This window comes from Pantoea sp. EKM21T (assembly GCF_011800405.1).
In the GTDB taxonomy this organism is placed as follows: domain Bacteria; phylum Pseudomonadota; class Gammaproteobacteria; order Enterobacterales; family Enterobacteriaceae; genus Pantoea; species Pantoea agglomerans.
This window is the reverse complement of sequence record NZ_JAALFV010000001.1, coordinates 1-16,321: the sequence shown is the minus strand read 5'-3', so window position 1 is coordinate 16,321 and position 16,321 is coordinate 1. Positions and strand designations below refer to the sequence as shown.

Sequence of the window (16,321 nt, the reverse complement as noted above, 5' to 3'; positions counted from 1 at the left end):
GGCTATCAGAGAGTAATCGAATATGTCGGAACATGATCAACCCCTGAATGTCCCCAACGCCCTGCCGCTGGGTTACCGCTTCAATGAGTTTGAAATCAAAGAGGTCATCGGCGGTGGCGGCTTTGGCATCGTCTATCGCGCCTGGGATCACCAGCTGGAACGTGATATCGCCATCAAAGAGTTTATGCCCGCCTCACTGGCGGTCCGTAGCGATGATCTGAATCTGGTGCTGCGCAGCGAACGGTTCAGCAAAACCTTTCACGCCGGACTGAACAGCTTTATTCAGGAGGCGCGTCTGCTGGCACGCTTTAACCATCCGAACCTGCTGCACGTGCTGCGTTTCTGGGTGCAGAACGACACCGCCTACATGGGCACGGTGTTCTACAGCGGCACCACACTCTCGAACTTCAGCGAACGTAATCCGCAGTCGGTAAATGAGGCCTGGATCCGTCGCATGTTGCCACCGCTGCTGGGCGCGATCAAAACCATCCATGAAGCGGGCTATCTGCACCGCGATATCTCGCTGGATAACGTCCAGATCCAGAGCAGTGGCGAGCCGATCCTGCTGGACTTCGGGTCGGCGCGTAAAACTATCGGCAATCTGTCGGATGAGAGCGAGACCATGCTGCGTCCCGGCTATGCGCCGATTGAGCAGTACAGCGACAACGACGAGAGCGAGCAGGGCGCGTGGACCGATATTTACGCGCTGGGCGCGGTGCTGCATACCCTGATCACCGGTGCGCCACCGCCGGTCAGCGTGGTGCGCAGCATCGAAGATAACTACCAGCCGCTGGTGCAGCGTCGTCTGGCAGGCTACTCGTCTGCGCTGCTGAGCGCCGTCGATCGCGCGCTGGCGCTGAAACCGGAAGATCGTCCGCAGAGCATTGATGACTTTGCTGCGCTGATGGCGCTGCCGGAACGTGAACCGGAACCGCTGCTTAGCGCAAAAATCAGCGGACCGGGCACCATGCTGGTGCCGATTGAAGAAGAAGAGGAGGTGATCAAACCCGCCTCGAAACTGAAAACGCTGCTGGGACACCGCTTTGCACTGCCGGGCCTGGTTGCCGCTGGCGTGCTGGTCGGCCTGGGCGCCGGTCTGCTGATGTCACGCGGTAACGAACAGTCACCGCCGGCTGAGACCGCACAGAACGACGCGCCTGCCGTCACCGTCGCGCCGGTTAACCAGCCGGTTGCCGCGCCACCGACCCAGGCTGAAGCCTCACCGGATACGGTTGCCAGCACTCCGGCTCAGACTGCTGAGCCCGCGCAGACCGCCGCGCGTGAACCCGATCCACAACCGGCACCACCACCCGCGCCGGTCGCCCAGGTCTATATCCGTCTGCAACAGGGTGAACGCGTTCAGGTGAACGGTCAGCCGCAGGCGCTGGTGCCGGCGGTGAATGGCTTCGCCACGCTGCAGCTGGCGCCGGGCAACTACACCTTTGCCATCAGCGGCCAGAGTGGCACCCGCGAACAAACGCTGAACATCAGTGAAGAAGGTGTCTGGTTGCTCGATCCACACAGTTAATAGTCAGGGATTACTTATGTTCTCACGCATTACCGCACAGCTGCCGGCGGACGGCCTGCTGTTCCATACGCTTAAGGGCACCGAGACGCTGTCCCGTCCTTTTGTGCTCACCGCTGAACTGCTGGCCACCGACGCGCGCATCGACCGCCACGCCCTGCTGGGGAAGCCGGTGACGTTTACGCTGCCGACCGACGGGCTGATGAACGCGCTGAGCCCGCGCTACCTCAACGGCAAAATCACCCGGGTGGCGGTGCGCAGCCAGGAGCTGAGCGGCACCCGCTACGCGGTCTATGCGCTGACGGTCGAGCCGGACCTGTGGCCGATGAAGCGCGACCGCAACCTGCGCATCTTCCAGAGCCAGACGGTGCCGCAGATTGTGCAGACGCTGCTGAAGGAGTACGGGGTCAACGTGGAGACGCGCCTGGCGGGCAGCTACCGGGTGTGGGAGTACTGCGTACAGTATCAGGAGAGCAGCCTGGACTTTATCAGCCGCCTGATGGAGCTGGAGGGGATTTACTACTTCTTCCGCCACGAGGCGGACAGACATACGCTGGTGCTGTGCGACGCGCCGGACCAGCATCAGGCGTTTCCGGGCTATGAGACCATTGCCTATCACGTCACCCCGTCGGGCGGCGTGGTGACTGAAGAGGGCATCAGCCAGTGGTCGCTGGCGGAGAGCGTGACGCCGGGCATTTACAGCACCGACGACTACGACTTCCGCAAGCCGAACGCCTGGATGCTGCAGGCCCGCCAGAACCCGGCGTCGCCGGTGCCGGGCTCGGTGGACGTTTACGACTGGCCGGGCCATTTTGTCGACCACAGCCACGGCGAGTCCTACGCGCGCATCCGTCAGGAGGTGTGGCAGGCCGAGCACCACAGCGTCAGCGGGTCGGGCACGGCCACCGGCATCGCGCCGGGCTTTACCTTCTCGATCATCAACGCGCCGCACTTCAGCGACAACGGCGAGTATCTGGTGACCTCGGCGACCTATGACTTCGCCGAGAACGCCTACGCCAGCGGCGACACCGGCGACAGCCGTCACAACATCCACTTCACGGTGCTGCCGTCGTCAGTGACCTACCGCACGCCGCCGGAAACGGCGTGGCCGAAAACGCATGGCCCGCAGACGGCGAAGGTGGTGGGTCCGAAAGGCGAGTCGATCTGGACCGACCGCTACGGCCGGGTAAAGGTGAAGTTTCACTGGGACCGGCTGGCGAAGGGCGACGACACCAGCTCCTGCTGGGTGCGCGTCTCCAGCGCCTGGGCGGGCCAGGGATTCGGCGGGGTGCAGATCCCGCGAGTGAACGACGAAGTGGTGGTGGACTTTATCAACGGCGATCCGGATCGTCCGCTGATCATCGGCCGGGTTTACAACGAGGCGAGCATGCCGCCGTGGGCGCTGCCGGCAGCGGCGACGCAGATGGGCTTTTTAAGCCGGTCGAAGGATGGCACGGCGGACACCGCGAACGCGCTGAGGTTTGAGGATAAGTCGGGTGAGGAACAGGTCTGGCTGCATGCCGAGAAGAACATGGACACTGAGGTTGAGAACAATGAAACCCACAGCGTCGGCAGCAACCGGACTAAAACCATCGGCGGCAATGAAACCACCGAGGTGAAGAAAAATCGCACAGAAACGGTTGATCAAAATGAAACCATTACCGTTCATCAGAACCGTACTGAAACGGTGGATGGTAATGAAACCATCACCGTACACAGTAACCGCACTGAAACAGTCGATCAGAATGAGAAAGTGCGGATTGGTCAGAATCAGTCGGTAACGATTAATGGCAACCAGACACTGAAAGTGGATAGGGCGAAAGCTGAAACCATTGCACTGGCTTCAATGCTCAATGTCGGTCTGGCGCAGAACACCAATATTGGCGCGGCATACATGCTAAACGTTGGTGGCGGCTGGATGACTAATGTCGGCGGAATGCAGGCACACCATGTCGGCATGAAATATTCGCTCAATACCGGGCGGGATATGGCATTGACTGCCGGGACTACTGCAGAGTTCAGTGCTGAAGACAAAATCACCCTGGTATGTGGCGAATCGATGATTGTGCTTGAGCAGAATGGCACCATCACTATCAGCGCGAACAAGATCAAGCTGGTCGGTGAGAAGGTGATTGATATCGACGGAACACAGATAGACATCAACTGATATGGAAAACTTTGCCAACTATAGCGCCTTTCCGGCGCTGCTGTTTGAGTCGCTTGACCAGCATAATCATGGATTTAACGTGCTGGTGGCTCGCGTTAACTATGATCTCGATATCATTACCGGTAAGCTAACCTTGTGTGAAGATCAGGGCGAACTGGTCGAGCAGGATCACTACTACGATGAACCAGGCACGAGCAGTGTGCGTTTTGAAAGCGACCTTGCGCCTTACAAACCCAGGCTGGATGTGGTGATCAATGGCACTGCGTGGGCACCTGAAGATAAGCCTGTTCGGCATTTCACTGCCGGCGCTCGTATCGGTGATTTCACCCGTCTGCTGAATGTTTATGGCCCGCGCGAGTGGCGAAAAATGGTCGCCACCTGGCATCTCACTGACGCAAAGCCTGTTACTCATGTTGATTTACGCTATGAATTTGCTCAGGGAGGATTTTACCGACTGGAAAAAGGTGAAGAACTGGCATCATCTGTTAATAGTGTTGGCAGAGGTTGGTTACCGGCCAAAGCTCAGAATGAGCTCAGGCTGCAGCACCTTCCGGCACCCCAGTTTGAACTGCTGCCCCATCCAGTTAAGAATATTGAAGATGAAAATCTGCCTGCCGGTTTTGGTTTCTATGGTCGAGGCTGGCATCCTCGCATTACGTTTGCCGGTACCTATGATGAAGCGTGGAAACAGTATCGGCATCCGTTTCTGCCCGCTGATTTTCGGTTTGACTACTGGTGTGGAGCGCATCCGTGGATGCAATTCCCCTTACCCAAACCTATGACTCATATTCCCGTCACACTCAAAAACCTGATATCGCATCAGGAAAAGAGTGGGCAGCAGATCGATTTTTCTGTGCCGGTTGAAACTCTGTTTGCCTTTGTTACAACGCAGCAGGGCGCCGGAGTGACGTATGATTTGCAACTCGACACGCTGGTAATCGATTTACCTACGCGCAAAGTCCATTGCAGCTATCGCGCGGTATTTTCTGAACAACTGGAACCTGCAATGACGGAGTTACGCTTTATCGCTATGGATGCGCGAAAAGTAATGATGCAACGTGCGCAGCAACAGCTTAACGACAGTCAGACTGACAGTTTTGTCCCGTTGCCACCTTCGCTATTGGCTCTTATCAACAAGGAGCAACGCCATGGCTGATAACTATGCCGCACGTAAAGACGGTGTATACAAAGTTGTCGGGCTAGCGCCGGATCTTTGTTTCACCCCCGGCATTCAGCCACCGGTACCTTATCCAGTTACTGCTACACTGGCACCTTCTAAAAGCACCATCGACAGCGTGAGATTTAATGGTCATGCGGCGTTTGTTTATAAAATAAGTTACGTACCGACCACTATTGGTGATGCAGCAGGACGCAACAAAGGTGTAGTGAGTGGTACGGTTGAGGGTGACTGCTGGTCAATAGAGCACAGTCCTGATACCTATATTGGCGGGTTTCCGCTAAATCGAGTGCAGGATATGTTTGCCATGAATGGCAAGGCGATTGGCGGGCGTGGTGGCAATCTGACCAAGAAAGAAACGTGGGAAAGGCGTAAGGCGCTGATTGAAAAAGGAAAGAATAGTAAGGATCCTAAAGCGGTGCAGGCAGCGTTACGGCTTGAACAGAATAATACCGGCATGGAGAAAGCGAGGTTAGCGGACTATGTTTATGAGCCCCGCGATCCTACCAGACCTATGCCTGACATACCCGAAGGCTGGAAAGATATCAGTGACGACCCTGAAGCGCTGGCAAAATATAACCTTACGCCAAAATCATTAAGAATCGCTAAAGAACCGGGTTTTCGTGCAAGGGTATATGAACCCGATGAAGCTGTTTTTGGGAAAGATATGTCTGCATCCGTCGTATTCAGAGGGACCCGAATGACGGAAACTGTTGACTGGAAAAACAATCTTCAGCAGGGCATAGGTGTAGACTCAAATTATTACAAGCAGGCTGTTTCAATAGGCACATCGGTTCGACGCTCCTCAGCGCCAATTGATATGACCGGACATTCTCTGGGAGGCGGAATGGCTTCATCAGCTTCGCGGGCAAGCGGAAAAACGGGCTGGACATTCAATTCTGCAGGCTTGAAATCATCAACCGTTAAAAAGTATAGCGGCGAAGCACCTGTCTCTGAAGCGGCAGAAAATATCTCTGCTTATCGTGTCAAAGGTGAAGTTCTTACTATGATACAGGAGCCTGGATTCTGGGCAGGAGCTGCAGTGATCGGTGGGCTTGGACTTACTGGACTGAAAACTCTGGGACCATGGGGTGCGGTTGCATTTAGTGCGGTCGGAGTGGGGTTAGTAATGTCGCCTTCTGCAGTTGGCAATAAGCATCCTATGGATGGCGGAGAGGGAAGCGCAATTGATATGCATGGGATGGACCAGGTAAAACACTGTATTGAACTGGAGAAAGATAATGACGAGAAGTTATTATCTTCAATTTAAGGAGTAAAAATGGTTAAGTCTCTTTTAAAAAAAGTAGCCCGCTATGGTGGTCTGATATTCTTAATTTCGGTTTCAGGATGTAATGCAATGAGTAAATACCCTCCAGAACAATTTTTCCATGGTACACAATTGAGCCTTGCCCAGGCTATCGTCAGTGAGAATATCGCGGAGGTCAGGAAGCTAACCCCTGATACCTCTCTTAATAAACCAGGCGAGCAGGACATGACATTGCTCTATTTTGCTTTGCAACAAGCGAAGGATAGAAAAAACCAGCAATTAGAAATCATCAGTCAGCTCGTCAAAGCTGGTGCCAATCCTCTTCAGGATGTGCCTGATATGGGCAGTGTGGCAGAGGTAGTCGCTACATCGCCCTACCCGGAGTTTATGGCGGCGTTAATTGACGGTGGTATGGACGTCAATGTGAAAGTTCAGGGGCAACCCTTGCTACATGATGCCGCTTCAGACGATACCTTAAAAACTCTGGCGCTGATGGTAAATCGTGGTGCAAATATTAACGCGACAGATTCGCTCGGGAAATCGACAGTGATGGCTGCTCTGGATGGAATGCAGTTAGACACTGTCGAGTGGTTACTGAACCACGGAGCCAATCCTAATGCGGTTGAAACAAACACCGGTTGGTCATTTATGCGTCAACTTGACGATGTGATCAAACGCAATAACGGTGAGAAAGGTTCTACACAGGATAAGCTAATGGAAATTCATAAGCTTGCTAAACAAAAAGGTGGACGTGCTTAATTTCGATTCTTGCTGATCTTGCTGATAATGTCATGGCTATTTTGGTCAGTTAAGAGACAGGGATGTCACACTGGTTTTATGAAAAAAACAAGCTTTATTATTATTTTATATCAATAGGCCATGTTTCTTAAAAAAGAATAAATCAGTTGTAATTGAGAGCAAGGTCATTAATTTTCTTGATTGGAGGTGAATATTATAAAATTATTTCATAGGCCAGAAGGGTGAACTGAAATAAGCGATGCTACAGACAATATAAGAGAATCTGATTTGGTTCTGTTATATGAAAAATTGGATTAGCTTAAAAAGAAGCGTATAGAAATACTTTTCTGCTTTATTTGATTTAGGTTGTGAAAGCAGATGCATAAATTAAGAAATGATTTTTATATTTAGTGCGGGTTCTGAACGCAATTAAAAGTTTTGCAATATTTTGTTGGTAACATGATGCTCTAAATAATTGGTCGCCCTTCAGTAAGGGTGTGCTTATCAGGGGTTTGCCTGAATTTTAGTAGGGTAGTTGTATATTGTTGATAAAGCATGCTGCCATTCCACGTATTAAAAATGAAAATGGCTAGGGGTTTAAAACTATGCTAAATAAATTAATCAATCAAGCGCCACTCTTATTAGGGTTTTTCAAGGTATGGGCCAGATGATGGGCTTTCTGGAGTTAGAAAAGAGCAGTCATATGCCAGCAATTTCCGGAGGTAATTTTTGATCAGGAAAATAACCTTATTGCTGTTAATGCTTTCTTTGTTAACTTTACAGGCTTGTGGTGATATGAAAAAGATCCATCCGGAAGAATATTTCTCAGGAGGCCAGTTACAACTCGCGCAGGCAATTGAAGATGGTGATGTTGATGAGGTAGAGAAATTATCAGCTCAGACTGATCTTAATAAACCTGGTGAGAAGGGATTGACGTTTTTGTATTATGCCCTCAGTGAAGCTTCAAAAAAGGACGTTAACAGACTCAATGTAATGAGTGTTTTAGTAAAGCATGGCGCTGATCCTCTACAATACGTTGCCGATATGGGATCTGTGGCAACTAATACAGCGGGATATTCAGACCCTATTTTTATCAAGGCATTGATTAAGGGAGGGATGGATAAAAATGCGAGCTTTAAAAGCACGCCAATAATATTTTATGCAACTAATGAAAAAGCCTTCCCGACTCTAAAATATCTTGTAGAGATTGGTACAGACGTCAATGCCAAAGATGGTCTTGGACAAACGGCAATATTTGAAGGGATATATGGCGAGCAATATGATCAGGTTGAATACCTTCTCAATCATGGAGCTGATGCAAATATTACTGATGTTAACAATGTAACTTTTAATCAGCTGCTGGATAAAGTAATGAGTAATACAAATAAAGATAATGTAAAAGCTATTGATAAGCTGAAAGAGATAAAAGCGCTGGCACAAGCAAACCCATAGGGTTTTGGGACAGGCTGAGTGGTATGGGTTAGTTGCACCAAAATCGTCAGACGATTTTGGTGCAACTAACCCATACCACTATAGTCAGACTAAAAAACAGCGTCACTGTCACTATTCGGAATAAGTTCTTTGAGTCTGCATCGGCTAGCCTTTGTGACAAACCCTGGTTACTGCGCTTTTATTCTCACCTCACTCCCGCAATGATCAAGTTCAGACTGGGCTGACTTTTCATATTATTGCGCCGCCTGATGTGATCACTTATTTCCGGGTAAATTCGTTTTATCAATAACTTTATTTTTCATCCTGTAAATGTTCGCACGGAGCTCCAATGGCAACCGGAAATACGATTGGTAAATTACAATATGCGCCTGCGCCACAAGGCCATGTGGCGGCGGGCAGTGCCAACCCGCCGAAAAAGAAAAGCTGGTGGAGCAGTTATGGCGACTGGGTCCATACCGGTCTGGACGTGTTAGGCGCAGTTCCGATTGTTGGCACGGTGGCTGACGGCGCGAACGCGGCCATTTACACCGCAGAAGGCGATTATGGTAACGCAGCACTTTCAGCTGCTTCGGCGGCAGCTAACTTTGTACCCGGTGGTGGGGCGGCATTTAAAGCCGGTAAGCTGGCAGCAAAGGCTGGCAAAGCAGTAGAAGCCGCGAAAGTGGGCAAAGGTATTGCAAAAGAAGGTGCTGAACTGGCAGAAAAAGCAGCCGTCAAGGCTGAAACAACTGCCGCTCAAGCTGAAGCTAAAGCCACCAAAAAAGAAGCTGATGAAGTTATCAGTGCTAAGAAAGCGGGCAGTGAAAAGGGAGGCAGTGACAAAGGACATGCGCAGAAAAAGACTGAGCCATGCAAAATTCCGGCAAGGCCTCTGCCGCAGGTCGATATGGCGATTGGTAGTCCGGTTAACCCTGTACTGGGGATCAAACTGCTGTTCGGCCCTGAAGATAATGATTTCTCTTTTCCAGCCTCGGTCCCCCTTAACTGGCAACGCTACTATTTTTCCGATGAAATCGGCAATGGCTGGCTGGGACAGGGCTGGTCACTGCCCATTTCACAGGAAGTACGCAGGAAAGCGGGTCTGCTGGTCTTAATGGATGAACAGGGTCGCGAAATTGAGTTCCCCTATCCGGAAGCGGGCCGCCAGCCTCAGCTTCATCGCTATGAGCAACTCTACCTCTCGCAGCCGCAGCCTGAGGAATTTTGTATTTCGGCCGCGGATGAAAGCCAGCACTGGCACTTCAGTCATAAAGTTGAATCTGACCGCTGGTTGTTGTCTGCCATCAGCGATCGTCATGGCAACCGGCTGATGCTCCGTTATGATATCCGGCATCTGCCGGTGCAGATTGAAGATAGCGCTGGCCGTCGATTCAATATCAAATTCTCACGTTTTGAATCGGACGCGGGCATCGCTTTTTTCCGCATCACCAGCGTCAGCGTCTGTTATCCCTCCGATCCTCTGAATGCTGAAACCCTGTGTCGCTACGATTATTCAACTCAGGGTGACCTGATTGCCGTGCGTAACGAGCTCAATGAGGTGCTGCGTGAATTTCGTTACCGTAACCATATTATGGTGGCGCATCGTCGTGCGAGCGAAATGGAGTGTTTTTATCATTACGATAAATATTCCCCTGAAGGAAAAGTTCTGGCACATCGTGACAGCCTCGGCGGGGAATGGCGTTTTGAGTATGGCGGTCAGACCACAACGGTTGTTGACGCTCTGGGACGCGTGACACGTTACGACTTCGACGATAACCAGGAACTTATCGGCTATCGGGATGCGATGGAAGGAACCATTCGTATCAAACGTAATGTCCGCGGTCAGATGACACAACTTACTGATCAGTGTGGCCGGATAACGCGTTACCGCTATGATGAACGCGGCAACTGTACGGCAGTCATTGAGCCGGACGGTCAGACTACACGTTTTGATTATCACGAACGCTGGAACACACCGGTCCGTGTGACCAACATGCTGGGCGGCTCGCGGGAATTTATCTACGACACAGCAGGAAACTTAATCCGCTTTACGGATGAGATCGGACGCATCACGGAATACAACCATGACGACCGTGGCAATCTGGTCAGGGTGCGTGATGCTGCGGCGGGCGTACAAAAGTTTTGCTGGAACCAGTCCAACTTCCTTATCAGTCATACCGACTGCTCTGGGCGCACAGCGACATTTGACTATGACAAATATGGATGGCTGAAGCAGCAGACGGATGCCGCAGGCAACCAGACGCTGTTCTATAACCGATGGAATGGCCTGCCTCAGCGTATTGTGCAAGCCGATGGTGGAACGGAAAGCTTTGAGTTTGACCGCTGGAAACGTCTGATTGCCTGGCAGGATCCTCAGGGGCAGGTTACGCGCTGGAGGCTTGCCGCTGATGGCTTGCCGTTATCACGCACTGATGCACTCGGCCATAGCATTGGCTACGAATACGATCTGGCCCGTCGCCTGACCGCACTGATTAATGAGAACGGTGCGCGATATAAATTCCGCTACGACGCCCGGGATAACCGGGTGGAGGAGCGTGGCTTTGATGGTTGTAAAACGCGTTATGAATATGATGACAGTGGCTGGCTGCTTGCTCGTATTGAAGAAGGCGATGGCAGCGTGTCAGTAATTCACTCGCACTATCAACGGGATCCGGCCGGACGATTGCTGGAAAAACTGGTGTCGCGCGGCGGAGATGCTACATGGCAACGTACCCGCTATCGTTACGATGAGCTGGGGCGCCTCAAGGCCGGTGTCAATCACGGCGGACGCTCTGAACTCGAATGGGATGATGCCGGACAACTGCTCGCAGAGCGGACGCTGGTTCGGGGTCATCGTTATGAACTGCGCCACAGCTATGATGAGCTGGGTAACCGGACGCACACCACTTTACCCGATGGTCGTGAACTGAAGCAGTTCTACTACGGCAGCGGGCATCGGGTGCAGGTGAACTTTGGTAACCGTGTCATCAGCGAAAGCGAACGTGACGTCCTGCACCGTGAAGTGCGCCGCACTCAGGGTGCAATCACCAGTGAATATCTTCACGACGAAATGGGACGGCTGATAAGCCAGCGGGCGGGTCGTGGAGCGCAGTCAGCGGTGGCACGCGAGTACGTCTGGCGGCGCGATGGCCAGCTGACGCAGATGACGGATAAATACACGGGCGATTATCGTTACGAATATGACGCGCTGGGACGGATGACGCGGGCACGTGATGAGCATTTCGCCTTTGACCCGGCGCATAATCTGCTGAGTGAGGCTCAGACGCAGCCCCAGCAGGATAACCGACTCAGTGTTTATGAAGATAAACGCTGGTCCTATGACTCCTTTGGTAATGTGACGCGCAAACAGAGTGGCCGCCACACAGATCAGCTCTTTATCTGGAACGCTGAACATCAGCTGACCGAATCAGTAAGCGCCCGCAACGGGACCGAGCAGCGAACCACCTACGGCTATGATGCGTTTGGCCGCCGAAGCTGGAAACGCGATGCCTTTGGTATCACGCGCTTCATCTGGGAAGGCAATCGCCTGCTGAGTGAGGTGAGAGGCTCGCGTCAGCACATCTGGGTTTATGAGGATGACAGCTTTGCTCCGCTGGCGCAGCTAAGTCTGCAGCAGGGTGAAACGGAGCATGAAGCTCAGATCTTCTGGTATCACAACGACGTGTCTGGCCTGCCACGGGAGTTGACTGGTGCTGATGGCAGTGTGGTCTGGCGTGCCGTCTATCGTGCCTGGGGCAATACGCTGCGCACAGAGCAGGCAGCAGTGGAGAATGCAGAACCGGTTTATCAGCCGCTGCGCTATCAGGGTCAGTACTTCGATGCGGAAACAGGTTTGCACTATAACCGCTTTCGCTATTATGATCCGGATGCGGGCAGGTTTGTGAGCCAGGATCCGATAGGGCTTGCTGGTGGGGTTAACCTTTATCAGTATGCGCCGAATCCGCTGAGTTGGGTGGATCCGCTGGGCCTCAGTAAATGTTCTTTAGTTAAAGCAAAAAGCAGAAATGATGCTTTGAAACAGGCTCAGGCGCATGCTCAGGTTCCTAGGGTTTCCAGAGGGGGGCGCAATATTGGTATTGACGAACTTAATCCTACGAGTCGTGGCAGAGCATGGTCGGAAATGAAATCTGACGGTGGAAAATCATTAGGAAGAGAAAATCGCTATGGAAAAAATAAATGGTTTGAACATCCAGATGGACATCCTGATGCTGGGCAACCAGGCGTGCCAAAACATCATGAATCAGGTCACATCCATTCAGTAAACCCAAAAGGCGAAGAGGTAATATTTACATGGTAGCTCATGAAAGGTTAATTAAGATCCCCGTTCCTGACTTTAACGAAGTTATTGACAATAAAATAACTTCGGAATCTTTTTGTTTGTGCTATCAATTTAATATCGACGACAGTGGATATGGGCGATATGGTTTTGATACAGAAAAAGCTAAGGATTTACTCAAGAATCTATTTCCTGATCTTTATTGCTACGACGATAAGATTAAAACACTAGTAAAGAAAAAATCACTCGATTCACAAGGTCTTTACTTTTTTGAGAATTGGGAAAAAATAAAGGCTGAGTTAGATAGTTATAAGTTGACGATTAAAAAAAATGAGATTTTAGCAAGGAAAGGCATGGCTATAAAAAATTGTAATGAAAAGCCCAGATTGTTTGAGGTTTATGAGAATGGCAAGCTATCATCCAACGTCGTGGATGAGCTGATTAGCCTAGATTGTGGGTTTTTTATTGTTAATAACTATATGCCACAAGGTGGGAAGTGCCTTATTTTCATAGATGCATCTCATTTAGATAAAATACAATTGGCTGCAAAAAATATGGATATTAAATTTGACTACCTTCCTTCTATTGATAGTTTGAAAGCATGGTGATTTATCATTGGTGAAATTTTTAAATTTAGGTGGGCAAATATTGATCGAGGGCGTGTTTGCTTATTATTAATAAGTTGGTTGAACTTGAACTGAATTTTGTTAGCATCTATCTTTACGACGTGGCTATTATTTCCGTAGGAAAGAAAACAACCTGTAATTGAGTAATATGGAATGTTAGCCTTAGATGTTCTGTTATCATAAACATGTCACAGGTTAGTAATACGAAATGATCGATGCTGCTAGTTGCATAGTATGGAGGACTACTTCAGGTTAATCGAACAACTCGCTGCGGATGGTTCCGACAGCATGGTAGGATACGTTAATGCACTATTTTGAGATGTTCATCCCTTATTGTTGCCTGGTGGTAAATTGCCTAATGGTGATTATGAAGCAGTTGTTACCATGAAAAATTTAGATAAAGGGATAGACTATCAAATTTATGACTTAAAGACAGGAGAGATTTATGATTGAAGCTAAGGTTGTTAAATCACGCCAAGGTGACTTTAATTTACTGCGTTCGGGTAGTGAATGGTTTATAGGCGTTCTTATCCCAAATTTCTATCCAAATTCACATTTTGATGTTAGTAAGAAATTTATATTAAATGAAAATGATCTTCTTCATAAAGATGATTTTGACTATTTAATCAGGTTGGCCGAGTCTATTCGTAAGGATTGGACCAGATTCTCTGATAGAGAGGTTAAGGATATTAAGGTTGTGAAGTGATTTGTTATAAATAAATTAAAAGTGATTTTCTCTCCCCAAAAAATCGCTTTTTTAGAGAGTTAATTCTTATGAGTTTTTATATTAAGTTACTCTAGGTTAGGTTTTTAGGTAGTCTCTGTATTTAAATATGGAATAAGTCAGGTGAATTTGCAGGATCAGCAACTTTAATTTATCAATAAGTTGAGATGCTACGGAGTACATCGCTGCCAGCGCTCGATGCTTGGTCGGTGAAGAATCAACCCTATCAAACCGAAGTCGGAGCGACTCAATTGCTCTCAAACGAAAAAGGTGCATTTAGGGATTATGATGAATAAAGAAGAATATACTGCTCTTGACTACATTAATGATGCTATTGATATCACTAATCAAAGAGCCATGGAAAAGCCGGAGTTTACAGTTTTTCAGGTTGCTCTGAAGCAGCTTATTTATGTAAAAAAATACTAACTGGTGAAGAGAAAGATAAAAGTGTCCTGCATAGCATGAGTCTGGGAAGTTTGGCCTCCAAAGAGTTTGATACAACTGATCCAGAGCTTGCTAAACATCTTTCAAACGCAAATTATATTGCATCTCAAATAGGTGCGGGGCTCAAGGTTATTCTTCCTCATCAAACCGATCCTGAATATGAAAGGCGTAAAAAAAGATATTTAAAATTTCATAAGTAAATGGGTGTTGGCCTATTTTACTCAGTCTTTATTGGTTGATATCCAGATCACATATTAAATGAAAAAGTTACTCTATTAATTATGTCCATAGATTTTGCTTTTTTTAGGCAGGAGTCTGTGTAGAAAGATAATTTCATCCTGACACCTGTTACTTCTAATCATAAGATACTTTTAGTAAAAATCATTTCCCTTCAACTTTAACTGGCTCGCTTCACTGGCTGTACGGATGAACCATGTTCCCGCGCATTACTTCACCGCAGCAGGCCTGCTGTTCGATACGCTTACGGGCACCGAAATGCTGGTTGTCCGTTTGTGCTCACCGTCGAACTGCTGTTCACCGACGCGCGTATCGACCATCATGCTTTGGTGGGCAAGCAGGTGACTTTTACGCTACCGACCCATGGCCTGATGAACGCGCTTAGTCCGCGCTAACTTAACGGCAAAATCACCCGCTGGCGGGGCGCAGCCAGGAGCTGAGCGGCACACGATATGCGGTCTATTAACTGACGGCCGAGCCTGACCTGTGACCGTTGAAACGTGACCGCTATCATTAGCGCTTCTAAAACGATTCTGGCTGGCAAATGATTTTTAAAAGAGATGACAATAGCTTGGAAATCATAGCATTTTTATTGTTTTTATTAGTGACGGAGTTTTTTATCTGGAGCAGTAAGATTTCCTATGGGAGAAAAACGCTGGCTGGTCTAGGTAAAGCTTTTGTCGGTGTTTTTATCGCCATTATCGCTATCGGGTTCGTGCTTAAAGGACTGGCAGCGATAATGCCAGGTTTTACCAGGGACGCCGCAGGGGATTTAATGGAGGCGTTAGGTGCGTCATTATTTTTTATATGGGGTATGAGGTTTATACTTGTTGGGTTGTGCAATATATTTGGCAATATTATGGATTTTCACAAGAAATATAATGCTGATAATTACAGGAGGTTTTCACCAGCTATCAATAAACTGGCGCCAGGGCTGTTCGTTTTTTCAAAGGTCATTCTTTCTCTTGGATCTATAGTGATTTATTATGGTATCTGGCTGGCTAATTAAATTAAGAAGGGAAACAGGCTGTAAATTTTGATACGGACTTTGGTTTGCCCCTTAAGCCGGGTTTCTCCAGAGAAGCGATCGAACAGCGCTTCTGGACATGCCTCTATACTCCGGCCAGAAAAAAATGCTGCATTACTAAGTTGTGTTATCAAAAACCCCAAGCTAGCGGAACTGATACCGGTTGCCTTTCCAGATATCTGTTTAACCCATATCGGACACTACTTAACCACATATGACTCATCCTGTCCGGGAGTTTGGGCCGCGTATGAAGGTTGCCAGTGTGAGATAAATGCGTCTGACTGGCTGTTAAAAAAGTCTGCCATGACGGGCTTAAAGTCCCGCACCGCCACAGGAGCTAATACGGGACGGTGCGCTGTCTGTATAGCGGGTTGTAAAAGGTGGGTGAAAGCAGCAGCGCGACACGCATTACCTGTCGACCGCGGGGGGTGGCTGGAAGCCGCTGGTGCACATCGATACGCTGGATGACAGCGCCATGATGTACTGGTACCCATTCTCTAATATAAGCACGGAATCTGATTATGTTCTCACGCATTACTGCACAGCTGCCGGCGGACGGCCTGCTGTTCCATACGCTTAAGGGGACCGAGACGCTGTCCCGTCCTTTTGTGCTCACCGCTGAACTGCTGGCCACCGACGCGCGCATCGACCGCCACGCCCT

11 protein-coding genes and 2 pseudogenes are annotated in these 16,321 nt (G+C 49.4%); all 13 read left to right on the top strand.

Annotated elements, in window-relative coordinates:
• Positions 1 to 22 precede the first annotated feature (22 nt).
• Positions 23 to 1,528, top strand: a complete 1,506-nt coding sequence (locus tag HFD87_RS00070) for a serine/threonine-protein kinase (protein WP_167422793.1) — start codon at positions 23 to 25, stop codon at positions 1,526 to 1,528.
• Positions 1,529 to 1,544: 16 nt separating this feature from the next.
• Positions 1,545 to 3,692, top strand: a complete 2,148-nt coding sequence (locus tag HFD87_RS00065; RefSeq protein WP_167422792.1) for a type VI secretion system Vgr family protein — start codon at positions 1,545 to 1,547, stop codon at positions 3,690 to 3,692.
• A gap of 1 nt (position 3,693) precedes the next feature.
• Positions 3,694 to 4,848, top strand: coding sequence for a DUF2169 domain-containing protein (locus HFD87_RS00060; protein WP_050680642.1), 1,155 nt, complete (start codon positions 3,694 to 3,696; stop codon positions 4,846 to 4,848).
• Positions 4,841 to 6,139, top strand: coding sequence for a DUF4150 domain-containing protein (locus tag HFD87_RS00055; protein WP_010669914.1), 1,299 nt, complete (start codon positions 4,841 to 4,843; stop codon positions 6,137 to 6,139). Before HFD87_RS00060 ends, HFD87_RS00055 begins: the two co-directional genes overlap by 8 nt.
• Positions 6,140 to 6,148: 9 nt before the next feature.
• Entirely contained in the window at positions 6,149 to 6,895 is a 747-nt protein-coding gene (locus HFD87_RS00050) for an ankyrin repeat domain-containing protein (protein WP_050442339.1), read from the top strand.
• Positions 6,896 to 7,669: 774 nt separating this feature from the next.
• On the top strand, positions 7,670 to 8,326 hold the full coding sequence (locus tag HFD87_RS00045) for an ankyrin repeat domain-containing protein (protein ID WP_029519013.1): 657 nt from the start codon (positions 7,670 to 7,672) through the stop codon (positions 8,324 to 8,326).
• A 328-nt stretch (positions 8,327 to 8,654) separates the two neighbouring features.
• Entirely contained in the window at positions 8,655 to 12,623 is a 3,969-nt protein-coding gene (locus HFD87_RS00040) for an RHS repeat-associated core domain-containing protein (RefSeq protein WP_243207446.1), read from the top strand.
• A complete protein-coding gene (locus tag HFD87_RS00035; RefSeq protein WP_167422791.1) occupies positions 12,617 to 13,210 on the top strand; it encodes a hypothetical protein in 594 nt (197 codons plus the stop codon). Before HFD87_RS00040 ends, HFD87_RS00035 begins: the two co-directional genes overlap by 7 nt.
• A 463-nt stretch (positions 13,211 to 13,673) precedes the next feature.
• On the top strand, positions 13,674 to 13,934 hold the full coding sequence (locus HFD87_RS00030) for a hypothetical protein (RefSeq protein ID WP_167422790.1): 261 nt from the start codon (positions 13,674 to 13,676) through the stop codon (positions 13,932 to 13,934).
• 185 nt (positions 13,935 to 14,119) lie between these two features.
• Entirely contained in the window at positions 14,120 to 14,248 is a 129-nt protein-coding gene (locus HFD87_RS23125; protein WP_167422789.1) for a polymorphic toxin type 46 domain-containing protein, read from the top strand.
• Positions 14,238 to 14,596 (top strand): annotated as a pseudogene (locus HFD87_RS23120) (immunity protein Tsi6 family protein). Before HFD87_RS23125 ends, HFD87_RS23120 begins: the two are co-directional and overlap by 11 nt.
• Before the next feature lie 226 nt (positions 14,597 to 14,822).
• A pseudogene (locus tag HFD87_RS23115) lies at positions 14,823 to 15,096 on the top strand (hypothetical protein); the annotation flags it as partial.
• Positions 15,097 to 15,177: 81 nt separating this feature from the next.
• On the top strand, positions 15,178 to 15,642 hold the full coding sequence (locus tag HFD87_RS00010) for a hypothetical protein (RefSeq protein ID WP_010246029.1): 465 nt from the start codon (positions 15,178 to 15,180) through the stop codon (positions 15,640 to 15,642).
• The last annotated feature ends 679 nt before the right edge of the window (positions 15,643 to 16,321 follow it).